25 protein-coding genes are annotated in these 25,713 nt (G+C 73.7%); 11 read left to right on the plus strand and 14 right to left on the minus strand.

Translation table 11 applies throughout. The features are described from left to right. Positions 1-43: 43 nt before the first annotated feature. Entirely contained in the window at positions 44-955 is a 912-nt protein-coding gene (locus ACFVDM_RS11420; RefSeq protein ID WP_383636379.1) for a LysR family transcriptional regulator, read from the minus strand. 79 nt (positions 956-1,034) lie between these two features. Here ACFVDM_RS11420 and ACFVDM_RS11425 point away from each other — a divergent pair, with 79 nt between their 5' ends. The 5 genes from ACFVDM_RS11425 (at position 1,035) to ACFVDM_RS11445 (ending at position 5,820) form a co-directional block, all read left to right on the plus strand. After that, positions 1,035-2,297 (plus strand): MFS transporter, encoded by a 1,263-nt coding sequence (locus ACFVDM_RS11425; protein ID WP_383636382.1) that lies wholly within the window; start codon positions 1,035-1,037, stop codon positions 2,295-2,297. A gap of 38 nt (positions 2,298-2,335) precedes the next feature. Beyond that, positions 2,336-2,788 carry a MarR family winged helix-turn-helix transcriptional regulator gene (locus tag ACFVDM_RS11430; RefSeq protein ID WP_383636385.1) on the plus strand — a complete coding sequence of 151 codons (453 nt, stop codon included), beginning with the start codon at positions 2,336-2,338 and terminating at the stop codon, positions 2,786-2,788. Beyond that, positions 2,781-4,223: an MFS transporter gene (locus ACFVDM_RS11435; RefSeq protein ID WP_383636388.1), complete on the plus strand. Its 1,443-nt coding sequence runs from the start codon at positions 2,781-2,783 to the stop codon at positions 4,221-4,223. Before ACFVDM_RS11430 ends, ACFVDM_RS11435 begins: the two co-directional genes overlap by 8 nt. A gap of 7 nt (positions 4,224-4,230) precedes the next feature. Further along, complete coding sequence (locus ACFVDM_RS11440; protein WP_383636391.1) at positions 4,231-5,097, plus strand: GNAT family N-acetyltransferase; 867 nt, start codon at positions 4,231-4,233, stop codon at positions 5,095-5,097. Positions 5,098-5,202: 105 nt separating this feature from the next. Beyond that, positions 5,203-5,820 (plus strand): TOPRIM nucleotidyl transferase/hydrolase domain-containing protein, encoded by a 618-nt coding sequence (locus ACFVDM_RS11445; RefSeq protein WP_383636394.1) that lies wholly within the window; start codon positions 5,203-5,205, stop codon positions 5,818-5,820. 22 nt (positions 5,821-5,842) lie between these two features. Here ACFVDM_RS11445 and ACFVDM_RS11450 read toward each other — a convergent pair whose 3' ends face one another. The 3 genes from ACFVDM_RS11450 to ACFVDM_RS11460 form a co-directional block, all read right to left on the minus strand. Beyond that, positions 5,843-6,523: an NUDIX domain-containing protein gene (locus ACFVDM_RS11450; protein WP_383636397.1), complete on the minus strand. Its 681-nt coding sequence runs from the start codon at positions 6,521-6,523 to the stop codon at positions 5,843-5,845. After that, positions 6,520-6,873 carry a DUF4406 domain-containing protein gene (locus tag ACFVDM_RS11455; RefSeq protein ID WP_383636795.1) on the minus strand — a complete coding sequence of 118 codons (354 nt, stop codon included), beginning with the start codon at positions 6,871-6,873 and terminating at the stop codon, positions 6,520-6,522. The genes ACFVDM_RS11450 and ACFVDM_RS11455 overlap by 4 nt, the downstream gene beginning before the upstream one ends. Before the next feature lie 86 nt (positions 6,874-6,959). Further along, positions 6,960-7,745: a DeoR/GlpR family DNA-binding transcription regulator gene (locus ACFVDM_RS11460; protein ID WP_383636400.1), complete on the minus strand. Its 786-nt coding sequence runs from the start codon at positions 7,743-7,745 to the stop codon at positions 6,960-6,962. A gap of 253 nt (positions 7,746-7,998) precedes the next feature. On the opposite strand from ACFVDM_RS11460, the gene ACFVDM_RS11465 reads away from it, so the two are divergent. Next, positions 7,999-9,213, plus strand: coding sequence for a right-handed parallel beta-helix repeat-containing protein (locus tag ACFVDM_RS11465; RefSeq protein ID WP_383636403.1), 1,215 nt, complete (start codon positions 7,999-8,001; stop codon positions 9,211-9,213). A 60-nt stretch (positions 9,214-9,273) separates the two neighbouring features. Here the strand turns inward: ACFVDM_RS11465 and ACFVDM_RS11470 are convergent, their stop codons facing one another. The 6 genes from ACFVDM_RS11470 to ACFVDM_RS11495 all read right to left on the minus strand — a co-directional run bounded on the left by ACFVDM_RS11470 (position 9,274) and on the right by ACFVDM_RS11495 (position 15,505). After that, complete coding sequence (locus ACFVDM_RS11470; protein WP_383636406.1) at positions 9,274-11,046, minus strand: asparagine synthetase B family protein; 1,773 nt, start codon at positions 11,044-11,046, stop codon at positions 9,274-9,276. A 75-nt stretch (positions 11,047-11,121) separates the two neighbouring features. Then, positions 11,122-11,634, minus strand: coding sequence for a hypothetical protein (locus ACFVDM_RS11475; protein WP_383636409.1), 513 nt, complete (start codon positions 11,632-11,634; stop codon positions 11,122-11,124). Between the two features lie 67 nt (positions 11,635-11,701). Next, entirely contained in the window at positions 11,702-12,574 is an 873-nt protein-coding gene (locus tag ACFVDM_RS11480) for a hypothetical protein (RefSeq protein WP_383636412.1), read from the minus strand. After that, positions 12,571-13,731 (minus strand): hypothetical protein, encoded by a 1,161-nt coding sequence (locus tag ACFVDM_RS11485; RefSeq protein ID WP_383636415.1) that lies wholly within the window; start codon positions 13,729-13,731, stop codon positions 12,571-12,573. Before ACFVDM_RS11485 ends, ACFVDM_RS11480 begins: the two co-directional genes overlap by 4 nt. Further along, on the minus strand, positions 13,728-14,789 hold the full coding sequence (locus ACFVDM_RS11490; protein ID WP_383636418.1) for a hypothetical protein: 1,062 nt from the start codon (positions 14,787-14,789) through the stop codon (positions 13,728-13,730). The genes ACFVDM_RS11485 and ACFVDM_RS11490 overlap by 4 nt, the downstream gene beginning before the upstream one ends. Then, entirely contained in the window at positions 14,786-15,505 is a 720-nt protein-coding gene (locus ACFVDM_RS11495; RefSeq protein WP_383636421.1) for a cupin domain-containing protein, read from the minus strand. The genes ACFVDM_RS11490 and ACFVDM_RS11495 overlap by 4 nt, the downstream gene beginning before the upstream one ends. 233 nt (positions 15,506-15,738) lie before the next feature. On the opposite strand from ACFVDM_RS11495, the gene ACFVDM_RS11500 reads away from it, so the two are divergent. Both ACFVDM_RS11500 and ACFVDM_RS11505 read left to right on the plus strand, forming a co-directional pair. Then, positions 15,739-18,012: a FlgD immunoglobulin-like domain containing protein gene (locus tag ACFVDM_RS11500; protein WP_383636424.1), complete on the plus strand. Its 2,274-nt coding sequence runs from the start codon at positions 15,739-15,741 to the stop codon at positions 18,010-18,012. Between the two features lie 105 nt (positions 18,013-18,117). Next, complete coding sequence (locus ACFVDM_RS11505; RefSeq protein ID WP_383636427.1) at positions 18,118-19,377, plus strand: serine hydrolase domain-containing protein; 1,260 nt, start codon at positions 18,118-18,120, stop codon at positions 19,375-19,377. 57 nt (positions 19,378-19,434) lie between these two features. Here the strand turns inward: ACFVDM_RS11505 and ACFVDM_RS11510 are convergent, their stop codons facing one another. Next, complete coding sequence (locus ACFVDM_RS11510; protein ID WP_383636430.1) at positions 19,435-20,325, minus strand: TIGR03620 family F420-dependent LLM class oxidoreductase; 891 nt, start codon at positions 20,323-20,325, stop codon at positions 19,435-19,437. 122 nt (positions 20,326-20,447) lie between these two features. Between ACFVDM_RS11510 and ACFVDM_RS11515 the strand changes: the two genes are divergently transcribed. The 3 genes from ACFVDM_RS11515 (at position 20,448) to ACFVDM_RS11525 (ending at position 22,112) form a co-directional block, all read left to right on the plus strand. Then, the gene (locus ACFVDM_RS11515; RefSeq protein WP_383636433.1) at positions 20,448-21,035 is read left to right on the plus strand and encodes a DUF2975 domain-containing protein; all 588 of its coding nucleotides are present in this window, start codon (positions 20,448-20,450) and stop codon (positions 21,033-21,035) included. Beyond that, on the plus strand, positions 21,035-21,262 hold the full coding sequence (locus ACFVDM_RS11520; RefSeq protein WP_383636436.1) for a helix-turn-helix domain-containing protein: 228 nt from the start codon (positions 21,035-21,037) through the stop codon (positions 21,260-21,262). The genes ACFVDM_RS11515 and ACFVDM_RS11520 overlap by 1 nt, the downstream gene beginning before the upstream one ends. Before the next feature lie 115 nt (positions 21,263-21,377). Beyond that, the gene (locus ACFVDM_RS11525) at positions 21,378-22,112 is read left to right on the plus strand and encodes an esterase/lipase family protein (protein WP_383636439.1); all 735 of its coding nucleotides are present in this window, start codon (positions 21,378-21,380) and stop codon (positions 22,110-22,112) included. A 67-nt stretch (positions 22,113-22,179) separates the two neighbouring features. Here ACFVDM_RS11525 and ACFVDM_RS11530 read toward each other — a convergent pair whose 3' ends face one another. The 3 genes from ACFVDM_RS11530 to ACFVDM_RS11540 form a co-directional block, all read right to left on the minus strand. Next, positions 22,180-23,208 (minus strand): alpha/beta hydrolase, encoded by a 1,029-nt coding sequence (locus ACFVDM_RS11530; RefSeq protein WP_383636442.1) that lies wholly within the window; start codon positions 23,206-23,208, stop codon positions 22,180-22,182. 71 nt (positions 23,209-23,279) lie between these two features. Then, positions 23,280-24,911 carry a phosphodiester glycosidase family protein gene (locus ACFVDM_RS11535; protein WP_383636445.1) on the minus strand — a complete coding sequence of 544 codons (1,632 nt, stop codon included), beginning with the start codon at positions 24,909-24,911 and terminating at the stop codon, positions 23,280-23,282. A 377-nt stretch (positions 24,912-25,288) separates the two neighbouring features. Next, positions 25,289-25,657 carry a MerR family transcriptional regulator gene (locus ACFVDM_RS11540; RefSeq protein WP_383636448.1) on the minus strand — a complete coding sequence of 123 codons (369 nt, stop codon included), beginning with the start codon at positions 25,655-25,657 and terminating at the stop codon, positions 25,289-25,291. Positions 25,658-25,713 lie beyond the last annotated feature (56 nt).

The raw sequence follows: 25,713 nt of genomic DNA on the forward strand, positions 1-25,713 counted from the left end.
GGCGTGCGTCACGTGCCGCGATCGGCCCACCGGACCGGTGCGCCTACGATTGCGCCCCGCCCTCCCCGCCGGCGGACGCCTCCGGCCCGGGAGCGTCGAGCATCGCCAGGAACGCGGCGGCGGCGGGGGAGGGGCGGGCGCCGCTCCACACCAGGTGCTCCACCCGGGTCGGCGCGTCGCGCACCTCGACGAAGGGCAGATCGGGGTACTCCGAGACGAAACCGGTCGGCAGCATTCCGATCCCCAGCCCCAGCCGGATCAGCTGCACCATGGAACCGGGCGAGGTGATCTCGAAGGCGACCTCGCGGCGCACCCCGGCCCCGGCGAAGGCGTTGTCCGACTGGACGCGCCCGGCCGTACCGGAGGGGAAGTCGACGAAGGTCTCGTCCGCGAGCCGTTCCAGCCCCACCTTCTCCCGGCCCGCCAGGGGGTGGTCCGGCGGCAGCACCGCGACCAGCCGGCCGCGCCCCAACTCCCTGCCGTGCACCCCACGGGGCCGGGGGCCCGGCGGCAGTCCCAGGAAGGCGACGTCGAGACGGCCCTGGCGCACGCCCTCGACCAGCTCCTCGCTCGCCCCCGAGCGCAGGGTGATCCCCACCTCGCTGTGGCGGACGTGGAAGCGCTTGAGCGCCCCGGGCAGATCGACGGCCGTCACCGTGGGGATGGTCCCGACGGCCAGCCGGCCCCGGATCACCCCGGCGGCGGCCGCCACCTCGGCGCGGGCGCGGTCGGCCGCCTCCAGCGACTGCCGGGCCGCGGGCAGGAACGCCTCACCGGCGGCGGTCAGCCGGACCCTCCGGCTGGTCCGCTCGAACAGCCGGGCCCCCAGCTCGCGTTCCAGCCGGGCGATCTGATGGCTCAGCGCCGACTGCACGACCAGGCACTGCTCGGCGGCGCGCGTGAAGTTCCTCGTCTCCGCCACGGCCACCACGTACCGCATCTGCTGAAGGTCCATCGATCCATCGTGAACCACGATCATTCCGATGACAAACATGTGTTGGACTCATCAATGAGACTCCCGCGAAGCTGCATCCATGACCACGACACCCACCGCCTCCGAAGGCGGCCTCTCCCGCGGGCTTCTCCTCCTCATGTCCGCCGCGACCGGCCTCGCCGTCGCGGGCAACTACTTCGCCCAGCCGCTGCTCGACCTGATCGGCCGTGAACTGGGCCTCGGGACCACCGCCGCGGCCTTACTGGTGACAGTGGCGCAGCTCGGCTACGCGCTGGGCCTGATCCTGCTGGTGCCCCTCGGCGACCTCGTCGAGCGCCGGCGGCTCGCGGTCGCCCTGTACGGGGCCACCGCGCTCTTCCTGCTGGTCTCGGCCACCGCCGCCAACGGCACCGTGCTCCTGATCGGCACCGCCCTGACCGCGCTCACCTCCGTGGGGGCGCAGGTGATCGTCCCCTTCGCCGTCTCCCTGGCGGCCCCGGCGGAACGCGGCCGGGTCGTCGGCACCGTCATGACCGGGCTGCTCCTCGGCCTCCTGCTGGCCCGGACCGCCTCCGGCGCGCTCTCGGAACTGGGCGGCTGGCGCACGGTCTACTGGGCCGACGCCGGGCTGATGGCGCTGACCGCCGTCCTTCTGCGGACACGGCTGCCCCGACTGGGCGGCACGGGTGACGGGCTGTCGTACCCGGCGCTGCTGCGCTCGACGCTCGCGATGTTCCGGTACGAGCCGCTGCTGCGGTGGCGCGCAGGGATCGGTGCCCTCAGTCTCGCCTCGTTCAGCGTGCTCTGGACGGCCCTCACCTTCCTCCTCGTGCGGCCCCCGTACGGCTGGTCGGAATCGGGCATCGGCCTGTTCGGTCTGGTCGGCGCGGCGGGCGCGGTGACCGCGATGGCCGCCGGACGGCTCGCCGACCGCGGACACGTCCAGAAGGTGACGGGCGCCGGCACGGTCCTGCTGGTGCTGTCCTGGGCGGCCGTCGCCGCCGGATCGCACTCGCTGGTCTGGCTGCTCATCGGCGTCGTCGTCCTGGACCTGGCGCACCAGGCGGTGCTCAACAGCACCCAGAACGTGATCTACGCGCTCCGCCCCGAGGCCCGCAACCGCATCAACTCCGCCTTCATGACCTCGTTCTTCGTCGGCGGAGCGGCCGGCTCCGCGCTGACCTCGGTCGTCTGGGCGGGCGCCGGGTGGGCCGGGGTCTCCGTCCTGGGAGCCTCCCTCGCCGCCGGCACGGTGGTGCTCTGGGTCCTGGAACGCGTCACGGTCGCCCGAGCCGTCCGCCGGACGTCCCCGGGGAGCGCCGAACCGGCCGCGGCGGTCCGCCCGGCCGTAATCCACAGGTGAAACTGTACAACTCAAACTGTGGGTTCTAGCCTGGAGACGTGAACGAGAAGAACCCCCGCCCCTCGCCCTCGGCGGTCCAGGCGTCCCAGCAGGTCCGCGCGGTCATCAGCCGCCTGCGCCGCCGCATCCTGAACGCGGCGGAACCGGAGGACATGACCCTCGGACAGGCCTCCGTGCTGGCCCGGCTGACCGGACTGGAGGGCGGTGTCACCGCCAGCGACCTCGCCGCCGCCGAAGGGGTGCGCCACCAGTCCATGACGTCCACCGTCGCGGCCCTGGAGAAGCTCGGCCTCGTGGAACGGCACCGGGACCCGCAAGACGGGCGGCGGATGCTGGTCTCCCTCACTCCCGAGGGGCGCCGGCGCGTGGCGGAAGGACGCCAGGCCCGGCAGGAATGGCTGGCCGGCGAACTGCAGAGCCGGTGCACGGAGGAGGAGCGGCGCGCGGTCATCACCGCCATGACCGTTCTGGAACGACTGACCCATGACTGAGCGGACGACCACCGCACGGACCGGCGCCACGGCCACCGGATTCGACCGCCGGCTGCTGCCCCCGATGATCCTCGGCTCCGTCCTCAACCCGGTCAACTCGACGATCATCGCCGTCACCCTCATACCCATCGGCAACGCACTGGGCGTCCCGCCCTCGCAGACCGCCTGGCTCGTCTCCGCCCTCTACCTCGCCACCGCGCTCGGCCAGCCCGTCGTCGGCCGCCTCATCGACCTCTTCGGACCGCGCCGGCTCTTCCTGATCAGCACCTCGCTCGTCGGCGTCGCGGGCGTCGTCGGCACCCTCGCCCCGAACCTCGGCGTCCTGATCGGCTCCCGGGTCCTCCTCGGGTTCGGCACCTGCGCCGGCTACCCCGCAGCCATGGCCCTGCTGCGCAGCGAGGAGCGCCGCACCGGAATCCGCAGCCCCGCCGGGGTCCTCACCGCCCTCGCCGTCGCCAACCAGACCATCGCCGTCATCGGCCCGCTGCTCGGCGGACTCCTCGTCTCCGTCGGCGGCTGGCGCGCCACCTTCGCGCTGAACGTCCCCCTCGCCGCCCTCGCCGTGGCGCTCGGACTGCTCCGGCTGCCCCGGCACACCCCGCCCGGCGGGAGCGACGCCCCGGCGGCCGGCACCGCACCCCGGACGCGCCTCGCCACCCGGCTCGACCTGCCCGGCATGGCCCTGTTCGCGGGAATGCTCGTCGCGCTGCTGCTCTTCCTGATGAATCTGCGCCCGGAGGACTGGTACCTCCCGGTGATCGGGGCGGCGGCCGGTGCCGGATTCGTCCGGCGCGAACTGCGGGCCCCCGCACCCTTCATCGACCTGCGCGTCCTGGGCGGCAACACACCCCTGCTCGTCACCTACGGACGCGCCCTGGTCACCTACACCGTCTCCTACGCCTTCCTCTACGGCTTCACCCAGTGGACCGAGGAGGGCTACGGGCTCTCCCCGTTCCACGCCGGACTCGTCCAGATCCCGATGTTCCTCGTGGCCATCGGCGTCTCCCTGCTCTCCGGCCGCAGCACCGCCGTCCGCGGCAAGCTGCTCGTCGGCGCGCTCGGGCAGGTCGCCGCCTGTGTCGTCATGCTGACGCTCGCCGGTGACAGCCCCGTCTGGACGCTGGTCCTCGTCGCCCTCGTCTTCGGCGTGCCGCAGGGGCTCAACAGCCTCGCCCTGCAGAACTGCGTCTACGCCCAGGCGGACAGCGAGCGCATCGCCTCCTCGGCGGGACTGCTCCGCACCTTCGCCTACATCGGCTCGATGGTGGCCTCCGCGACCGCCGCGCTCTCCTTCGGACCGCACGTCACCACCGGCGGCATGCACCACCTGGCCTGGTTCATGCTCGGCGCGGGCGTCGTCTACCTGCTCCTGACCGTGCTGGACCGCACGCTCGGCAGGAATTCGGATGCGACGGGCGCGGCGGCTGGTGTCTGATCGGTTCATGTCGATCGAGCTGAGCGAGCCGGACGTGAACGGACTGGGCGAGGCCGTCGCCGCACTGCGCGGCTGGCAGTCCGACGCGTCACCGCTGCAACTGCACCCCGGGGACCTCGGCTGGTTCTGGAGGGCGGGGCCGGAGGCGACCGCCACCGCCGTCCGGACCTGGAGCCGCGACGGCCGGATCCTCGCCGTCGGACTCCTGGACGGGCCCGGACTCCTGCGCCTGACGATCGCCCGCGACGCCCGGCGGGACGAGGAACTGGCGCGGAGCATGCTGGCCGACGTGACCGACCCGGACCGCGGCGTGCTGCCCGCCGGGAGGGCGAGCATCGAGGCCCCGATGACCGCCCGTCTCCAGGACCTGCTGGCCGGGGCCGGGTGGCACGCCGACGAGCCCTGGACCCCGCTCCACCGCGACCTGGCGCAGCCGGTGCCCCCTCCCGGTGTGCGCGTCGAACGCGTCGGCCCCGGACTCGCCGCCGAGAGCACCGCCGTCCACCGGTCCGCGTTCGACGGCTCGACGTTCACCGAGGAGCGCTGGCACACCATGGCCGCCGGACTGCCCTTCGCGGACGCCCGGACGCTTCTCGCGTACGACGACGGGGGCGCGGCCGTCGCCTGTGTGACGGTGTGGTCGGCGGGCGCCGGCCGCCCCGGACTGCTGGAGCCCATGGGCGTCCACCGCGACCACCGGGGACGCGGCCACGGCCGGGCGATCAGCGTCGCGGCCGCCGCCGCGCTGCGCGACATGGGCGCGTCGAGCGCGATGGTCTGCACCCCCGCGTCGAACACCGCAGCCGTCGCCACGTACCGGGCGGCCGGGTACGAACCGCGCGCCCTGGTCCGCGACATGACCCGGGACGCGTAGACGCACCGCCGCCCCGGACCCGGCCGGCCGCCATACGCGCCGGCCCCGGTCCCGGCGCGGTGAAATTCCGTGTCGCCCGAGCCGGTTCCGGCGCAGACTCGTCCCATGTCGGACATGAATCTCTTCCGGAACGCGGTCATCGCCTGGGCGGCCGGAGGCCCGCCGGGCCCCGCCTGCGACCTGGCGGCACGGCTGCCCGTCCGCGCCGTCGTCCTGCTGGAGGGGCCGAGCGACGCGGCGGCGGTCGACGCCCTCGCCGGGCGCCGGGGCCGCGATCTGGAGGACGAGGGGGTCTGTGTCCTGCCGATGGGCGGCGCGATGAGCGTGGGACGCTTCACCGCCCTCCTCGGACCCCCGGGCCTGGACCTGCGCCTCACCGGCCTCTGCGACGAGGCCGAACTGCCCTACTACACACGGGGGCTGGAGCGGTCCGGAGCCGGACAGGGGGAGTTCTTCGTCTGCTCCGCCGATCTGGAGGACGAACTGATCCGGGCGCTCGGCGTGCTCCGGACCGAGGAGGCCGTACGGGCCGAGGGCGATCTGCGCGCCCTCCGGACGTTCCAGCGCCAGCCCGCCCAGCTGGGCCGCCCGCCGGAGCGCCAGCTGCGCCGCTTCCTGGGCACGAAGAAGGGACGGAAGATCCAGTACGGCAGGGTCCTGGTCGAAGCGCTCGACGCCGATCGCGTGCCCGCCCCGCTCGACGCGTTGCTCACCGCGCTCTGAGCGACGGCGTGGCGGCTGTGCCTCAGCCCTGGCGGGGGAGCGGCCCGGCGGGGCGGAACGGGCCGTCCAGCGCGGCCCACTGGAGCAGCATGATCGTCTTGGCGTCCGCGATCCTGCCGTCCCGGACCATGGCCAGGGCCTCGGCGAACGGAAGTTCGACCGTGGCGATGTCCTCGCCCTCCGCCGCGACCCCCGTCGCCCCGTCCGGCGTGTCCGCCGGATCGTAGGGAGCGGCGTAGAAGTGCAGGCGCTCCGTGACGGAGCCGGGGCTCATGTACACATCGAAGACGTGCTCGGGCGTGCCGATGACGTGCCCGGTCTCCTCGGCCGCCTCGCGGCGGATCGCCTCCTCCGGCCCGTCCCCGTCGAGCAGCCCGGCGGCGGTCTCCAGAAGCATGCCGTCGGGGTGCCCGTTGACGTAGGCGGGCAGCCGGAACTGCCGGGTCAGCAGCACCCTTCCGCGCTCCCCGTCGTACAGCAGGATCGTCGCGCCGTCGCCCCGGTCGTACGTCTCGCGCCGCTCCCGGCTGGTGTGCCCGTCGCTGTGCTCGTAGTCGAACGTGGTCCGGCGCAGGACGTACCAGTCGCAGGACAGCACCTCGACCTGCCGGATCCGTACGCGCGGGTTGCCGGTCAGGCCGAGGCCCTGCCGGTCCAGGCCGGTGCGACCACGGCGGTCGGGGGTGTCGATCCCGGCCGTCATCGGGCGTCCGGGACGTCGGCCAGAGCGGTGTGGACGGCCTTGCCGCCGGCGCGGGCCAGGGCCACCATCCGGTCCGCGCCCTCGGAGGGGCCGCCGATGCGCAGCACGGCGTCGCAGCGGGCGAGGAGGCGTTCGGCGACGGGGTGGAAGATCTCGTCGAAGAGCGGATCGCCGGGCCGGGCGCCCCCGGCGCTCTCCAGCAGCGGGAGGGCGAGCGCCTCGCCGGTGACGGGCAGGTGCCCGGCCCGGAACAGCGCGAGGGCCGTGCGGTTCATCGCCCGGACGTTCGCTTCGAGCTTCTCGGGGTCGTCCCCGGTGCCCGACCGGTACGGACCGGCGACCAGGATCATCAGGGGACGGGGTGCGGTGGCCACGGCGGCACACTCCTCGGTACGGAGGGAACGGGAAACGATGAGGATCGGAGGGCGGGCGCGGCTCAGGCGAGGACGGTGTCGACGCCCGCCTCGCGCAGGGCGTCCAGGGTCTGCGGCCCGCCGGGATGGGTGTCGGAGTCGGCCGCCGCCCTGTCCGTGACGAACTGCTGCACGGAGTCGAGCGGGGCGACGCGGCTGAAGGCCCGGACCCCGAGCTTGGTCGCGTCGGCCACCACGACCGTGCGTGCGGACCGGACGATCCCGGCCCGTTTCACGGCGGCGTCCTCCAGCGAGAACTCCGACCAGCCGTGCTCGGCGTGCACACCGCCGATCGACATCACGAAGCAGTCGAAGGCCAGTTCCTCCAGGGTGGCGAGCGCGAGCGGGCCGACGAAGGACCGTTCGCCCGGACGGGAGCGCCCGCCCACGACCAGGAGGTCGATGCCCGGCCGGTCGGCGAGGCGCACCGCCGCCTGAAGACTCAGCACGGCCACGGTCAACGGCCCCCGGGACGCCAGCTGTTCGGCCACATGGACGGTGGTGGTCCCCGCGTCCAGCAGCACCCGCGAGCCCGGCTCGACGAGCGAGGCGACGGCTGCTCCCAGGCGGTCCTTCGTGGCCGCCTGCCAGGAGGCGCGCGCGTCGAACCCGGCGTCCTCGGCGCGTGACCGCGTGGCCACCGCCCCGCCGTGCACGCGGCGCACGAGCCCCCGGCCCTCCAGCGCGTCGAGATCGCGGCGCACGGTCATCTCCGACACCCCGAGACGCTGGGCGAGTTCGGCGACGGAGACACGCGTCGATCCCTGCACCAGGCGCAGGGTCAGGTCAAGGCGATGGGCGACACTCATGGCCATTTTCTATCACTCTGATGGGAGAACGAACAAATGCATGTGCGTTACCGGGTGCGGCGAATGATTCGTGGGTCATATGCGTAAACGAAATTCATGTACATGTTCATTGACGTGAACATGGTGCATGCCTAGGGTCCATAGAAAGCGCTTGTGCGGATCTGGGGCAACCCCCACACCCGGGTCCGTTCATGGAGTCGAACAGACACATGCGCGCACTCGTCGAAACCACACCCCCACTTGGAGTCGAACGATGCAGATCAAACCCGTCCTCGTCGGTCTCGGCCTGCTGGCCGGCTCGCTCGCCGCCGTGCCGGCCGCCACCGCCCAGGCCGCGCCCCCCACCGCCGCCCGCGCCTCGGCCGTCCCCGCCGCGCTCGCGGCCGGTGCCCTGTACGTGGCGCCCGACGGCACCGACTCCGCGGCCGGCACCGAATCGGATCCGACGACGCTCTCCTCGGCGATCGCCCGCGTTTCCTCCGGCGGCACGATCTACCTGCGCGGCGGCACGTACCACTACGCGACGACGGTCACCATTCCGCCGGGGAACGACGGCACCTCGGCGGCCCGCACCACCATGGCCGCCTACCCGGGCGAGAAGCCCGTGCTGAACTTCGCGGCCATGAGCGAGGACCCGGCGAACCGCGGGCTCGCCGTGAACGGCGACTACTGGCACCTCAACGGCATCACCGTCGAGCACGCGGGGGACAACGGGATCTTCGTCGGCGGCAGCGACAACGTCATCGAACGCGTCGTGACCCGTTTCAACCACGACTCCGGGCTGCAGATCTCACGGATCGCCTCCACCACGCCCGAGGACGACTGGCCGTCGGACAACCTCGTGCTCAGCTCGGAATCGCACGACAACGCCGACTCCGACGGCGAGGACGCCGACGGCTTCGCCTCCAAGCTCACCTCCGGCCCCGGGAACGTCTTCCGGTACACCGTGTCGCACAACAACATCGACGACGGCTGGGACCTCTACACCAAGAACGAGACCGGCCCCATCGGCCCGGTGACCATCGAGGACTCCCTCTCCTACCACAACGGCACGCTCTCGGACGGGACGGTGAACGAGGACGGCGACCGCAACGGCTACAAGCTCGGCGGGGACGGCATCGAGGTCGACCACGTCGTGCGCCGCAGCATTGCCTACGCCAACGGGCACCACGGATTCACGTACAACAGCAACCCCGGCTCGATGACGATCTCGGACAACGTCGGCATCGACAACGAGGAACGCAACTTCTCCTTCGACAAGGGCACCTCCGTCTTCCGCGACAACACGTCCTGCCGCGACGGCAGCGGCTCCAACGACAAGACCGTCGGCGATGCCGACGGCTCCAACCAGTTCTGGACCGGGTCCAACGGCTCGCGCTGCGCCGCGTACGACGGCGCCCTCGGCTGGTCGTTCGCCTCGGACGGCCGGCTCGTCGTCACCTTCGGGGGCAGCGTCGTGACGCCGTAACCCTCCGGAAGGGAGCGGCGGCGCCCGGCGGGACCGGGCGCCGCCGCGGTGGTCCCCACGCTACAACGCGTAGGAGCGCAGCCACAGTTCAAGCGTCAGCACCAGCCACAGCTTGCCGCCCTGGCGGGGCAGCAGCGTGCCCTCGCCCCGCATCCAGGTCCGCACCGTGTCCCGGCGGAACAACCCGCGCGCCGCCGCCCGCCGGCTCAGCAGCAGATCGTGCCCCAACTCCCGCAGCGGCCCCGCCAGCCACTGCTGCACCGGGACCCGCATCCCGCTCTTCGGCCGGTCGACGACCGTCGCCGGCAGCAGATCGCGCACCGCCTCCTTGAGGATCCACTTCTCCGCCGTGCCCCGCAGCTTGAACTCCGGCGGAGTGGCGAAGGCATGGTCGATCACCCGGCGGTCGAAGAGCGGCGACCGCCCCTCGATGCCCTGCGAAGCGGTGAGGCGTTCCACCTTGGTGAGGATGTGGTGCGCGCCCTTCGTCCGCAGATTGCAGTGCAGGAGCCGGTTGAGGAGATGGCCCATCCGGTACGGATCCTCGGCCCCGCCGCCCAGGTACGGCGCGACGAACCGCTGCGGGAGCGGGGCGTCCCGCAGCGCCTCCAGCGCGCCCGACGTCAGCAGGTCCGGGAGGTCCGTCCAGCACTTGCGGTACGAGCGCAGATAGGCCGTCGCCCGGTCCTCGTCCCAGGGGGCACCGGGCACGCGGTGCATCTCCTGCACCAGCATCGGCAGGTTCTTCGGCCCGCCGAAGACCGGATCGCCGCCCTCGCCGTTGAGGACGCAGGTCGCCCCGTCCGCCGCGACGGCCTCCGCGAGCAGCAGGTTCGGCACGGTCAGCGGATCGCCCACCGGACTGTCCAGCAGCGCCGCCGCGTCCGCGAGCCGGGACGCGACCGTCGTCCCCGTCACGCTCAGGACCCGGTGACGCGTGCGGCAGTGCGCGGCCACGAGGCCCGAGTACCCCAGCTCGTTGGGGAGACCGTCACCGAAGCTGATCGAGTACGTGCGCACGGGACGGTCGTGCAGCCGGGCCGCCAGCGCGGTGACCAGCGAACTGTCGATCCCGCCGGACAGCAGCACGGCCGCCGGTTCCGCTGCCGGGAGCCGGTCCGCCGTCGCCCGTTCCAGCAGGGACCGGAGCGTAGCCACGTACTCCGCCGGATCCTCCGGCACGGGCCGCGCCACGCGTTCGCGCGGCTCCCAGTACACCGACCGTGTCACCGAGCCGTCCGCCGCCAGGCGCACCACACGTCCGGGCAGCACCTCCCGTACCCCCGTCAGCAGGGTCTCCTCGCCCGGCAGATAGGCGAAGGTGAGGAAGGAGCGGACCGCGGCGAGATTCATCGAGGTGCCCAGCGCCGGCCAGCGCCGCAGTGCCCGCAGCGAGGTCGAGGCCGCCCAGGAACCGCGGGCGCGCGCGTAGAAGAGGGTGCGTGCGCCCACCTGGTCGCGGATCAGGACCAGGCCGGCCCGGTCCGGCACGACCAGGACGAACATCCCCTCGGCGCGCGCCACGCCCGCCTCACCCAGCCGCGACCAGCAGCGCAGCAGCACCTCCCCGTCCCGGCAGCCCTCGGGCACAACGGCCCCCGAGGCACGCAGCGCGGCCACCAGTTCGGCGCGATTGTGCAGCGTCACCTCCCCGGCCGCCGTCACCCCGTCCGCCGTGAACGGGCCCTCGGCGCGCCCCGGTTCGTCCCGGAGCAGCCCCAGCGCGAAACCCTCCGCACCCTCCACCGTCACCGGGTCCGCCCCGGTCATGGCCTCGATCTCCGTCCGGGCCCGCCCGGTCGTCGGGGAGAGGCAGACACAGAACCGTGTCACCGCCGCCCTCCTCCTGTTCCCTGTCGTGTGCGTCCGTGCCGGTCCTCCGCACGGGTGCGGGGCGTGCCCGCGCACTCAGCCGAAGTCGTCGTCGCTCCAGGTGTCCTCGCCGTGGTCCCAGTCCGCGTCCCAGCCGTCGCCCCCGTCACCTCCGTCGCCCGCGGACGAGGACTGGGCCCGTGCCTGCTGCCGTAGTTCCTCCTCTTCCTCCGGTGTCAGGCTCACGGGCGGCAACTGCGCGGCCGTGACGACGAGACCCGCCACGCCCAGCCCGGCCAGCAGGACCCCCATCCGGCCGCCGAAGGAGGTCCGGTTGACCGTCACGCGCTCCCCGCGCCCCCACACCGTGCGCCCGTAGCCGATGTCGCGGGCGAACGTCACGGTGCCGTCGGCGAGCGTCCGTTTGACGACGCGCCCGCCGAGCAGTTCATCGGTGCCGGAGCCGCCCCGGTCGTCGTTCCAGCGGACGAGCCGGCCGGTGCCGTCCGCGCGGCGGCGCCACTCCTCCCGGCCGTCCTCGTAGCGCCGGTGGACGCTGCCGTCGGCGAGCAGTTCGTCGGAGTAGCCGATCTCCTGGGGCCGGATCATCGTGGGCGTCCTCGGGTCTGTCGGAGGGGCGGGCCCGGACGGGCAACGGGCCGTCCGGGACGAGGTCTCAGGGGGCGGGCCAGGTGAGGAAGCCCGCGGTGCGCAGCCCGCGCAGGTCCGACCGCAGGGAGGACCGGGGCGGCCGCGGCCCCCGGGCGAGCTGGAGCACGGTGCGCACCAGACACGGCGGGGGTACGGCCGCCACCTCGGCGAAGCGCCCCCGGTCCAGCCAGGCGCACTCGCGTGGGGTGAGCCCCGGCGGCCGTTCCCCGGCCCCGGAAGCGGGCGAGGGCCCCCTGCCGCTGGGCAGCCGGAGCGCCGCCGCGTGCCGGGGCACCAGCCCCATCGAGACGACCCGGACCCCGGGCACGGGCCCGAGCGCCTCCCGGATCCGGGCGGGGAGCGCGATCCCGGCCGGGCTCGCGTCGTGCAGCACCTGTACCACGGCCCCTTCCGCCCGCTCCAGGGCCGCGCGCAGATGCGGGGCGAGCGGCAGCGCGTGCCCGGCGGCGAGCACGGGGCAGGCCGCCTCCAGGTGGACCTGGTTGGCCAGCAGCATCGCCGCGATCTCCGGGTCCTGGCAGACCAGGACGCGCGGCAGTCCGTACGCGTACAGATCGGGCTCCGGCGCGTCGGCCGGGTCCCTGGGCGGGTGGACCCCGGCCGGCGGCAGCAGCCCCGGCACGGACTCCGGGCCCCGGGCCTCCAGGGCGCGGGCGAAGGCGGCGGGGCGCAGCAGCGGAGAGGTGGTGCGCGGAACACGGCGGAGCAGCGACGACGCGGGATCCAGGACCCGGCAGGTCTCGTAGTAGAGCTGCCGCCCTGTGAACCTCACCGTGCCGGGGCCCGCCGCGCGGGCGGCGGCACGCACGAGCGCCGCGCCGATCAGGCGCGCCCCGGGCCCGGCGGCCGGTGCGGAGGACGAGCGGTGCGGGGTCATGCGCCGTCCGCCCCCTTCCTCCCGGGCGTGCGGACGGCGGACGGGCCCTCGGGCCAGGAGAGGAAGCCGTTCTCGCGGCCCGCCCCCGTAGCGGGTACCGCGGCGGTCGCGGCGTGCTCGACCGCCCGCGTCACCACGGACTCCAGGACGCGGGGCGGAACCGCCGCGACCGGGCTCCGGAATCCCTCGGCCAGCCACGCGGCGTCGCGCTCCGCCAGTCCGCCGAGGCCGCTCAGCACGGCCGGGTCGACGGTGTCGTCCCTGCGGAACAGCCGGACGGCCCCCGGGGCGGTCCTCGCGTCCGGGACGGGGAGCCCGGCGTCCACGACGACCCGTTCCGGTGCGGCGGCGCGCAGCATCGGGGCCAGCAGCACCCCGGCCGGATCGGCGTCGTGCAGCACGACGACCGGGAGCCCGCCGCTGTACGGCGCGAGCGCGTCGAGGGCGTCCTTGAGCAGGATGCCGGCGCTCTCCGGGAACGGTGACGCGGCCCTCCTCGTCCGTCCGCCCGGCTCCACGAGCAGCGCGTTGAGCCGGTCCGGAATCCGGTTCACCGCCAGGAAGCGGGCCACCACCCGGTCGGTGCACAGGATCACCGCCCGGGGCACGGACCCCGTCCCGCCCGTCCGCGACCGCTTCCGATCGGGAAGGGCGTCGTCCACGACCCCCTTCGGCAGCCGGCCGTACGTGGTGGTCCAGGCACCTTTCATGAGCGCCCGGAAGGCGTCCTCGGACGGAACGACGCGGGACACGTCCGGCCGGGCCGGACGGTGCCGCAGCGCCACCGCGGCGACGAGGACGGCGCATCCGGCCACCGCGGCCGCGACGGCGAGGGGACCGTCCGCGGGCGCCGTGCACACGAAGAGCGCACCGGCCACCGGCAGTGCCACCAGGGCCCGCACCCAGCCCGGCACCCCCGAGGCCTCCCGCCCCGCCCACGCGTGGTTCTGCGTCCGGGCCAGGTACCAGAGCTGACCCAGTGTCACCGTCAGCCGGCCGCGGTCCGTGGCCCGCTCCACGACGGCCCGCACCCGGACGTCCGTCATACCCGGCCCGTGGACGGCCGGATCGAGCGCGAACCGCCTCCGGCAGTGCTCGCAGACGTTCCCGGTGCGCTCCCGGCGCGTGAGGGAGGCGGCGCAGTGCGGACAGATCATCGTTCCCCCGTCCCGTCTTCGGTCTCCTGGGCGGGCCAGGTCATGAATCCGGTGGCCGCCGCGCGACGGCGTTCCGGACCGGGCCCCACGGCCCGCCCGGCCCGCCGGGCGGCGGTCTCCAGGAGGCGGGCCGGCGGCAGGGCGATCAGCGGGATCCGCCAGCCCTTCCCCAGCCAGGCGAGTTCCTGCTCGGTGAACCCGCCGAGCGCGGTCAGCCGCGCCAGCGCCGCCGGTCCCGGCCGTGCCCCGCGCTCGCGCAGCGGAACGGCCCGGGTGAGGGCTCTCGCGGTGCGCAGATCCGGCCCCGCGTCGATCACCGGCCGAGGGGCCAGGGCCTCGCGCACCGCACGCGCCAGGAGTTCGCCCGAGGCGTCCGCGTCCCGCAGCACGACCACCGGACCGTCCGACGCCCGTGCCGGCAGCAGATCCGGACGGCCCGCCAGCGCGACACCGCACCGGTCGGGCAGCCCGTTGGCGGCCAGGAACGTCCTGATCCCCGGGTCGGTGCACAGCAGCACGCCCCCGGACCAGTCCTGCGCGGTGGCCCCGCCCGGGGCGGTGAACGCCGGGGGAGCGGAGTCGTCGGCCACACCGGGCGGCAGCCCGCCGTACACCCGGCGCCAGGCGCCCAGCGCCTTCTTCCTGAACGCCGCCCGGTCCATCACCGGCCGTCCGCGCCCCGCCCCCGCCATCCGGGCCGCCGCACAGCCGGCCCCGATCACCAGCAGCACACCGGAGACCACGAGCATCGGAGCCGCCCCCACGGCCAGCCCCGGCACCCCGACGACCAGTCCGATCAGCACGAACGCCCCGCCGCGCCCCCGGGGGATCCGGGACTCCTCCAGCCGGGTGCGCGCGAGGGCGTACCACAACTGGTCCGGTGTCACCGTGACCGTGCCCTCCCGCGTGATCCTCGCGAGGACCCGTCGCACGCGCAGATCGCTCAGCCCGAGCGCGTTGGTCCTCGGATCCAGCGCGAACGCCCGGCCGCACTTGGAGCACGTGTGGCCCGGCCGCTCCTTGAACAGCAGGTTCTGGGCACAGTGCGGACAGATCACCGGTGGCCCTCCAGCACGGCCGCCATCCTGCGCAGGCCGGCCGCGGCCCGTTCGCGCACGGTGACGGCCCCGATGCCGCGCTCGCGCTGGAGCCGTTCGATGTCCCGCAGGGCCGCGCCCATCGCCCGGAAGTCCACGGGGGCGGCGACCGCGAGCGGCCGGCCGGCGGGAGGCTCCTCGGTGGCGCGCCGTTCGGCCTCGGCCGCGGTGATCGCGTAGTCCTCGTGATCGATCCCGTATCCGGTGTTGGCCGCGAGGATCGTCAGCGGACGCCGTCCCCGGTTCGCGAAGGAGTGCGGCATCAGCTCCGGAATCCGGATGAGCATGCCGGGCCGCAGCGGTACGTCGACGACGCGCCCGGCCCGCACGTCGGACAGCCCGCACGCCGCGTGACCGAGGCTCAGCACGAAGTGTTCCCCGCCGTGGGCGTGCGGGGTGAAGGCGCTGCGTGGTCCCACGACGCCGAGTTTCACCGTCGCGTTGGAGGGCCGTTCGGGAGAGGTCGCCGCGTCGCCCACCAGATAGCGGGCGAACTGTCCGTCGTCGATGAACCTCAGGAACTCCCGCTCGGGCCCCAACTCCCGCACCCCGTCGCGGCGGGCCAGCTCGATCCGCCCGCCCGGCCCCAGGCGGTACACCTCGACGCCCTCCGGCAGTACGTCCCGCACCTCTTCGGGCAGCACGGACGAACGGCCCCCGTACGCTCCACCCGGCATCACGCCTCCCCCGGTCGCACGCGCATCGTACGGCCCCGTGAGGGATCAACGGGAGCCCGAGGAGAGACGGTTGAGGAAAGGGAAGACGGACGCGCGATGAACCGCGTAGCCGCCAAGTCCCTCCACGACACACGGAGTACGCACAATCCGATCACAACTCCTGCACAGCTGGGTATCTTTGGCCGCGATCACCGCATCACGCACATGTGTGCGGTTACCAAGAGGGGGGTCAGGTGTCTCATCACCTGCGCACGACACACCGCACCCGGCGCACGCGCACCACGGCCACCGCCGCAGCCGTCGCCGCCGTGCTCGCCGCGGGCCTGACGACCGTACTGCCGGCCACGGCCCACGCCGCCGAGGCCGCCGAGGTCGCGATACCCGCGCCCGACGCGTACGCGGAGGGCTCCGCGAAGCTGCTGGCCACCGGCAGGAACGGCGTCCTGTACCGCGAGGGCGACGCCTACCTGTGGACCAACACGTACAACAGCGCCACCACCCGTATCACCGACCTCGACGGTGTGGCGGAGGACGCGATCGTCAGCGGCCACGACGGGTACAACCGCGTCATGTACCTCCGCCCGCGCGAGGACGGCGGCACCGACATCGTGAAGATCGGCGTCGAGGACCCCCGCAACTCCGGCGTCACGGTGGTCCCGGCGAACTACCTCAACCTGCGGATCGTCAGCGGCTGGCCGCTGGCCACCGTCGACCAGGGCGACGGCACGTACCAGCTGCGCGTCGTGCGCGGCGTCGGCTCCCCGTACCCGGACCCGGTCGTGCAACTGCCCGCCGGCGCCACCACGGGCGCCGTGCCCGACGTGGTCAGCGGCTGGGACAACCAGCTCCTGATCCGCTACCGCAAGGCCGACGGCACACCGGGCCACGGCATCCTCACCGCCTACAACGGCACGGTCGCCCCGCTGCCCGTCGAGGCGGACGCCACCAACGTCCGGATCACCCAGACCACCATCAGCTGGTACTCCCGCTCGGGCGAGCCGGGCGTGCGCATCATGCAGCGCGGCAGCAGCGCCGCGCCCCGGATCTTCCCGCTGCCGACGCGGTCGCCCGACAGCGACGTCACGACGTACGTGGTGCGGGAGAGCGTCGCCTGGCGCGAGGGCGACGGACCGCTGTGGTTCAGCCCCCTCGACGGATCCGCCGCCCTGGGCACGCCGCTGGACGACATCGAGCAGATCTTCCAGGGCGCCGAGGAGTCGACCCTGTTCGCGCTCGGCAGGAAGCCGGACGGCGACCGGGCGGTGCGCCTGCTCAGCTGGACCAGCTCGGGCGGCGTCTTCGCGCTGCCCCTGCACGAGGTGCCCAAGGTCAAGACCGCCGACGGCTCGATCGAGGCGCTGGGTCTCGACCGGGGACGCCTGCGCTACGTGAACGCCCTCCAGGGCACCCGTACGCTCCACGGCAGGAACATCGGCACCGGACTGGACCCCGTCGAGGGCGAACCGCTGCCGGAGTTCCCGGGCCTGGCCGCGGGCCGCTTCGCCGACGGCAACGACGAGGGGTTCGCCCGTCTCGTGGCCGATCCCGACAGCGGAGCCGACGTCCTCGTGACCGGCGACGACCCGGAGCACCCGGCGGACCGCTTCACCCTGCCCGGCACGGACGGCCGCATCGTCGACACGGCACCGGACTTCGTCCTCTACGAGGCATCCGGCCGCCAGTACGTCGTCGACACCGTCCGCGACCTCATCGTCCGCGAACAGCCCGCCATGGCCTCGGTGCTCGACCAGAAGCGCCTGCTCAAGGCGGCGCCGAACAAGCCGGGCACGGTGAACACCATCAACCTGCTCACCGGCACCGTCACCCGCACCACCGCGCTGGGGACGGCCTGCGTCCCCGACGAACTCCAGCTCAGCGGAACCCTGTTGTACTGGGCGTGCGGTGCGAGCAACGCCGCGGGCGTCCGGGATCTGGCGACCGGGCGGACGTACGAAGCCCCGGCCTCCGGCGTCCTGCTCGGGGACCACTTCCTGGCCCGGCGCGAGGCCGGCACCGGGATCCGCCTCACCGCGCTCCTGGCCGACGGCACCACCTCCGACCTGGGCACCGTGACGGACGTCAAGGAGCCCGCGAGCGGTGACGGACGCGGCACCACCTGGACCCTCGACGAGGCCGCGGGCAAGCTCGTCACGGTCGGCGCCGACGACACCGTGCACATCACCGCGCCGCAGCAGGCGGTCTCCGCCCTGCGCGTCGCGCGCACCGAGGCCCCGCCCGCCTGGACCGGCGAATGGGCCGCCGCCTGGTGGCTCTCCAAGCCGGCCGCCTCCTGGCGTCTCACGCTCACCCAGCAGTCGACCGGGACGGTCGTGCGCACCTGGACCGGGGAGCACACCCCCGGCACGGTCCGGGTCACCTGGGACGGGACCACGGACGCCGGTACGGCCGCGCCGTCCGGCAACTACACCTGGAAGCTGACCGCCACCCCGGCGGACGGCACGGGCGCGGACGTGAAGGCCTCCGGAACGGTCCGCAACAGCGGCTGACCCCAGGGCCGCCGGGACCGGGACCGGGGAGGGCGGAACCGCCGCGCTCCCGTCCTCCCCGGTCCCGGCACGGTGGCCGGCGTCTGCCCGCCCGCCCTCGGCCGGATGGAGCACGGTCCCGCGCCACCGGCCGGACCCGGGGCGAAGCTGGACGCCCCACCGCGTCCACGCCCCAGGAGCCCGCCCGTGCCGCCCACCGTCCCACCCCGCGTCCGCCGTCCCCTGATCGCCCTGCTGGCCGCCGCCTGTCTGACCGCTCCGCTGCTCGCCCCGACCGGCGCCGCCGCCGACACGGACCACGGACGCCGCGACGCACTGGACCGCGGGCTGCGCGAGCTGACCACGGCACCCGGCGGCCCGCCCGGAGCCATCGCCGTCCTGCGCCGGGGAACCCGCACCGAGGTGCACCGGGCCGGCACGGCCGAGATCCGCACCGGCCGCCCGCTCCGGGTCACCGACCACATGCGGATCGCCAGCACCGCGAAGGCCTACAGCGGCGCCGTCGCCCTCGGCCTCGTCGACCGGGGGAGCCTGCGCCTCGACGACACCGTCGGCCGCGTCCTTCCCCGGCTCCCGCGCGCCTGGCACCGGGTCACCCTGCGCCAGCTCCTCCAGCACACCAGCGGACTCCCGGACTACTCGCAGGACGCGGAGTTCCTCGCGCTGGTCACCGAGGACCCGCGCCGCCACTTCGACTCCCGCCGGCTCCTCGACTACGTCGCCGACCGCCCGCTCCTCTTCCGGCCGGGCTCCCGCTACGCGTACTCCAACTCGGACAACATCGCCGTCGCGCTCATGGCGGAGGCGGCGACGGGCCGGCGCTACGAGGACCTGCTGGCCCGGCTCGTGTACCGCCCGCTCGGCCTGCGCGACACCACTCTGCCGCAGGGCTACCGCATGCCGGTCCCCTTCATGCACGGCTACGACGTCGGCACCCCGCCGACCCGGCCCGAGGACGTCAGCGAGGTGCTCAGCGCGTCGGGGGTCTGGGCCTCGGGCGGCATCGTCTCGACCCCCGAGGACATGACGGCCTTCGTCCGCGGCTACGCGGGCCGCACCCTGCTCTCGGCCCCGACCCGCCGTGACCAGCGCACCTGGGTGGACGGCGCCTCCGAGCCCGCGGGCCCCGGCACCAACCGGGCCGGTCTGGCCCTCTTCCGCTACGCCACCCGCTGCGGTGTCGTGTACGGCCACACGGGCAACTTCCCCGGCTACACCCAGCTGATCGCCGCCACCCCCGACGGCGAACGGTCCCTGACGCTCTCCCTCACCACCCAGGTCAACAAGACGAACAAACCCGCCCTGCTCAAGCGGCTGCGGGCCGTCGAGGAGGACTTCGTCTGCGCGCTGCTGCGTACGCCGTAGCCCGCACCCGTACGCGGGCCGGCCGGGCCCCGGGCGCCCCGGCCGGCCCCCGCCGTCCTACAGTTCGTCGCCGAAGGCCTCGGCCAGCTCGCGCCAGGCGGCACGCGGCAGCGCGGAGCCGTCGTCCCCGGCCGTGTACACCTGGAGCGCCACGTGGTCGGCGCCCGCCGCGAAGTACTCCCCGGCCCGCTCCTTCACCCGGCCGGCGTCGCCCAGCGCGAACAGGGCGTCCAGCAGCCGCGCACTGCCACCGCCGCCGAAGTCGTCCTCGGTGAACCCGAGGCGCAGCAAGTTGTCGGTGTAGTTGGGGAGTTGCAGATAGCGGCTCAGTACGCCGCGGGCGGTCGTGCGGGCCAGGTCCAGGTCCGTACCGAGCACGACGGTCAGCTCGGGGGCCAGCAGCGCGCCGGAGCCGAGCGCCGTGCGGGCCTCCGCCGTGTGCTCGGCGGTCACCAGATACGGATGCGCGCCGAGCGCCCGCTCGGCGGCCAGCTTCAGCATCCGGGGACCGAGCGCCGCCAGCACCCGCCGGCCGGATCCGACGGGCTCGGCCGCCGCGTCCAGTTCGTCGAGGTACGCCACCATCGCGCTGTAAGGCTTCGCGTACCGCGGCACCAGAGGACCGTGGCTGACCCCGAGGCCGAGCACGAACCGCTCGCGGTCGGCCGGGTCCAGTGCGGCGATCCGTGCCGCGACCTGTGCCGCGTCGTGGTTCCAGATGCTCAGGATCCCGGTGGTCACGGTGATCCTGCGCGTCGCGGTCACGATCTCGGCCGCGTCCTCGGGGGAGGGGCTGCTGCCGAGCCACAGGGTTCCGTAGCCCAACTCGTCCAGCTCGGCCAGGGCTTCGGCGATCGCCGCCCGTCCCGCGTCGTCGGTCCGCGACGGATGCAGGGCACCGCTCCAGATGCCGATCCGTCCGAAGTCCTTGTGCGTCTCAGAAGTCATGCTGGCGTCAACAGCGCCCGGCCGCCGCTATTCCCGCCGTGGTCCACCCTCACTCGACTTGTCGAATATCGATAGGTCGGGCTAGTCTTCGGCATATCGAAAAACGATAAGGAGAGGGTGCGGTGAACACGCGACTGACAAGGACCCTGGGCGCGTTGACCGCCGTGCTGGCGGTGCTCTTCGGGCTCGCCTTCCTCGGTACGGCGGCCACGCACATGCTGGACGACGGCGCGGTCTGCGTGGAGACGGACTTCTGGCACAACGCCCGGCTGGCCTCCGACCGGACCCCGGGAGGTCCGGGTGTCACGGCGACCAGCAGCACGACCCGCCTGTGCCAGGAGGACCCGTCCGCCGCCCAGCGCGCCGCCGACCTCGGTGGCGAACTGCCGTGGCTGCTCTTCGCCGCCGTCGCCCTGTTCCTCTTCTCCCGCATGATGAAGGCGGTCGTCGAACAGGGGCCGTTCACCCGGGCCGTGGCACGCCGGCTCTCCGTTCTCGGCTGGTTCGTCACCGCCGGAACTCCGCTCGCCGGACTCGTGGTCGGCTGGTCGCAGTCCTGGCTCGCCGGGAGCATGGACCCCGTCGTCGGGTCCGGACCGGAGGTGGTGGGCGCGCAGGAGTTCATCCTGGCCGGTCTGGCCGCGGTCGTGATGGGTAAGATCATGACCGAGGGCGTACGGATGCGAGAGGACCTCGAAGGGACCATCTGATGGCCGAGGAGGAGCACCACGCCATCCGGATCCATCTCGACCGGGTCCTCGCCGAGCGCGGCATGACCCTCACCCAGCTCTCCGCTCTCGTGGGAATCACCGTGGTCAACCTCTCCGTCCTGAAGAACGGACGGGCCAAGGCCATCCGCTTCTCCACCCTGTCGAGGATCTGCGAGGTCCTGGACTGCCAGCCGGGCGAGCTGATCACCCACGACCCGCCCCGGTAGCTCCCCGGCGTTCTCGGCCGAAGGCCGGTGATTTCACCGATGGCGGCGGCGCCGGGCGCCCCGACTCTGGACCGGGCGGACATCCGTCCGCACCCATCCCCGTCAGGAGTCCCCCATGCGTCGTCGTTCACCACGCCGGCTTCTCGGCGCCCTCGCCGCCGTCACGGTCGCGTTCACCCTGTTCTCCTCGGCCTCCGCGGCCGGCGCGGCCCCCGCCCGGACCCCCGCCACGGCGACCGCGGCCGCCGTGCAGCCGCTGTCGACCAGCACGCCGGTCGTGTTCGTGCACGGCTACACCGGCAGCGCCTCGAACTGGGTGACCGCCATGAGCGTCTTCCGCCTCAACGGCTGGTCCAGCTCCAACCTCTTCGCGTACGAGTACGACTCCTACGGCAACAACATCACCAACGCCCAGGGCCTGGCCGCCTTCGTGAACAACGTGAAGGCGCGCACCGGGGCGAGCAAGGTCGCGATCGTCAACCACTCGATGGGCGGCCTCGTCAGCCAGTACTACCTGAAGGTCCTGGGCGGAAACACCAGCGTCAGCCACCTCGCCTCCATCGCGGGCGCCAACCACGGAACCACGTACGCCGGCGCCTGCCTGATCTACACGACGTGCCAGCAGATGTACCCCGGCTCCTCGTTCATCTCCCAGATCACCTCGGGTGACGAGACGCCCGGCGACACCAAGTACGCCACCTGGTACTCGGCGTGCGACGGCATCATCCTCCCGTACACCAGCACCAAGCTCAGCGGAGCGACGAACAACAACGTGCTCTGCCAGACCCACATCGGCTACCTGGCCGACACCGTGGTCCTCGGCCAGATCGCGCGATTCGTCGCCTCCTGACCCCGCACCTCCCCGCGCACACGACCGGTCCCCGGCATCACCCGATGCCGGGGACCGGACGTCCGCGTCAGCGGTCGGCGCGCAGGGCGTGGAGCAGCATCGGCAGCGAGGCGTGCAGCTCGCGCTGCCAGTACTTCCATCCGTGGGTGCCCGGACCGTAGAAGTTCGTGGTCAGCCGCTTGGCGCCGAGGCGGTGGAGCTCGTCCGCCAGGGCCTGGTTCTGCCGGTTGAAGTCCGCCTCCAGCGCGTTGGTGCTGCCCGGCGGGTCGAACGGACCGGCGCTGCCGTCACCGCACGACAGATAGACGGGCAGCGTCGTGAGCCGCCGCGCCAGGTGGTACGGGTCGTGGGCCTCCCACACCTCGCGCTGTGCCACCGGGTCGCCCCACACCCTCAGCGGGTCGTTGCCCTGCCCGGCGAAGAACCCCATGATGCGGCCGACCGACTCGTCGTCGAGCAGCGGATGCGCCGAACCCGAGTACGCCGCTGCCGCCTTGAACATGCCCGGGTGCCGGGCCGCGTACAGCAGGGCGCCCTGACCACCCATGGACAGACCGGCGACGACGCGGTCGGTGCTCGCACCCCAGCCGTGCTCCAGCAGGGAACGCAGTTCCTTCGTGTGGAAGGTCTCCCAGGCCGGGTCGGCGCCCTCGCCGTAGTTCCACCAGTCGCTGTACCAGCCGTTCCAGCCGGCCTCCGGCATCACCACCAGGACGTTGCGCAGACTCTCCGTCCGGGCCACGTCCGTCTGCGCCGTCCACGATGTGTAGTCGCCGCAGCAGCCGTGCAGCAGCCATAGCGTCGGCCAGCGCCGGCTCCGCTCACCGGGCGCCCAGCCGTCGGGCGTCAGCAGCCGCACCTTGACCGTCCGCCCGCCGAGCGCCGCCGAACGGACCGAGAGGTCGACCTGCCGGTCGGCGACCCGGGTGACCCCGACGACCTCGGCGCCCCGCGAGGGAGCGGCCCCCGTCCCCGTCCCCGTGCCGGGCGGGGCGGCCGAGGCAGGGGCCGTCAGCGGCGGCGCCGTCACCAGCGTCAGCAGCAGTGCGGCCACGACGAGCACGAGACGTGCTCTGCGGACGGGGATCGCGGTCATCGTCGTCTCCTGGTGGTGGGAAGGTCGCGGCCGTCGGCCGGGACCGTGCGGCTCGGCCGGGCCGGTTCACGTCACCGCGGGGCGGTTTCCCGCCGGGCCGGCAGGATCAGCAGGGCGTCGCTCACGGGCCGTTCACCGGCGGCGTCGGACGGGTCGTTGAGCACCTCGCCGCCGGCGACCAGGGTGGTGGACCCGCCGCCGTCGAGATTGATCGCGTCACGCAGTCCGAGGGAGCGCGCGACGGCCGCCGCCTCGGGGATGCTGAGCCCGAGCGCGTCCGTGTCGCGCCCGTCGGCGGTGACCAGGACGGTCCGGCCGGCCGCGTCCACCCCGGCGAGGGTGCGCGGGTTCCGCTTGTGCACCCAGCCGTAGTAGAAGCTCGGATTGTCCGGCTGCACCATGCCGTCGGCCGCCGCCGTGATGTGCGTACGGCCGTCGCGGACCAGTTCGGGGCCCCCGTTGACGACGCTGGTCGCGGGGGAGGGGGTGATCCGGCGGCCCTTGTCGTCGCGCAGCGCGGTCTCGACGCGCAACGGCCGGCCGGTCCGGGCCAGGGCCGCCAGGGCGGCGACCCGGTCGCCGGTCGCCTGGACGGAGGAGCCACCGGCCGGCAGCGCCCCGCCGCGCGGTGAGCGCAGCTCCACGACCCGGCCGCGGGCGTCGCGGACGGCCTCCAGCCCCTCGCCGGCCGGGGTCCGCTGCCCGTACTCCGGGGTGAAGGCCACGAGTTCGTCGTCGTCCGTGCAGGTCACGTCGTGCAGGGGGAGCGAGGTGGGGGTGTCGTCCGCCGTGCCGCCGCAGTTCCTGATGAGCCCCGGGACGCGGTCGATGCCGTCCAGAGCCAGCGAGGAGCCCCGCGCGGTGACGCGGCCCGTCCAGGTGAACCGTGCGACACCGGTGGCGCGGGCGTCGTCCCGGAGGACCAGAGCGGGCCGCCCGCTCACCGGCTCACTGAGCAGCCGCCCGCGGTACACGCCGGCGCCGGCCGGGTCACCCGGCGCGCCCGCCTTCGGGTCCAGGACGAAAAACCCGGCGTTGACCGCCGCGGTCGCGCCCGAGGCGTTGGCCAGGGCGCTGGTCGTCTCCCGGTTCTCCAGGTCGGGCCCGTAGGACGCGGTGAGACCGCCCCGGAACCGCCGGGGATCGATGGTCAGCACGTCGACGCGCCAGGGCCCGCGGTCCGTGGCCTCGCCGTCCCAGCCGGTGTACAGGGCGGACCCGGTGAACCCGGCCTTCCTCAGCGCGGCCAGCCCCGCTGCCGCCGAGGCCTGGGAGTCGTACCTGCCGACCCGGACCCGCCAGCCGAGCGAACCTCCGGCGAAGTCCGCGACGGCCGGGGTCCGTACGTCCTCCACGCGGGCGTCGAAGCCGCGGGCGCGGACACCGGCCGCCAGTTCGTCGGCGCTGGCCCGGTCCTTCAGCGCGGACGGCGGCGCGTCCGGGTCGGGCGAGGTCGCTCCGCCGGGGATCGACAACTCGACCGTCCACGCGAGCGCGGCGGCATCGGCGCCCCGCACGATCCGGGTGAGCGTGACGCCCGGCTGCAGGGTCCGTGTCGTACGCGTCTCGGTCAGCCCGGGAGCACCGAGCGGCAGACCGGCCGAGGGGGCCGTACGGGACGCGGAGGCGGCGGGGGACGGCGAGGTCCCCACCACGGCCAACAGGGCGAGCGTCGTGGCCGCGCCGAGAACCTTGCTGTTCATATGTCTCCCCGGGGAAAGATCGGCTCAGTAAAGGTCGCTGCGAAAGTGACCATGAGTCAAGACGTGTGCACGTCAAGCTTGATCGTGGGCGGGCGGCCGATCCGGAGGGGCCCGCAGGCACCGTGTGGATCTCGGCCGCTCCGGCCAGTGCAGCAGCGCGGGGACAACCGGGCCAGAAGACGCGATGAACCGGCGGCGAACTCGGGGACGGGGGCGCGGGCCGGCGGGCGCGGCGGGTCGGCGCTCTGTCGGACCCGTCGGGTCTGCCGGGTCTGCCCTGTGTGCCGGCCCGCCAACCTGCTGGGTCCGCCGGGCCGACCCGCGCGCTCCCGGGTTTCCACTCCGCCGGGAGGAGCCCCCACCGTGTCCGGCGGGAATCAGCGGCCGGAGGCTCGTCGTGCCAGGTTCTCGCGGAGCGCGACGAGTCGGCCGATCTCGGAGTCGAGGGCCGCGAGTCTGCGGCCGACGACGCCGGAGGGCGCGCCTCCGGCCCCGGCTGATCCGCACCGGGGCGAGACGTCCTCGGTCACGAGATGCAGACGGTCGGCGCAGCCGCGCAGATCCTCGACCGTGAGCCCCAGACCGAGCAGATCACGGATCACCCGGACCCGCGCCACCTCGTCGGGTCCGTACTCCCGCTGGCCGGACGCCGTCCGCTCGGGAGGGGGCAGCAGCCCCCGCTGCTCGTAGAACCGCAGGGCCCTGGCCGTCGTTCCGGCCGCAGCCGCCGCCTCACCGATCCGCACCGCTCTCACTCCCGTTCCCGTGACCCGAAGTCCACGACCGCCGCCACCGGATCCGG

It is taken from the genome of Streptomyces sp. NPDC057682, assembly GCF_042799575.1.
Lineage (GTDB): Bacteria > Actinomycetota > Actinomycetes > Streptomycetales > Streptomycetaceae > Streptomyces.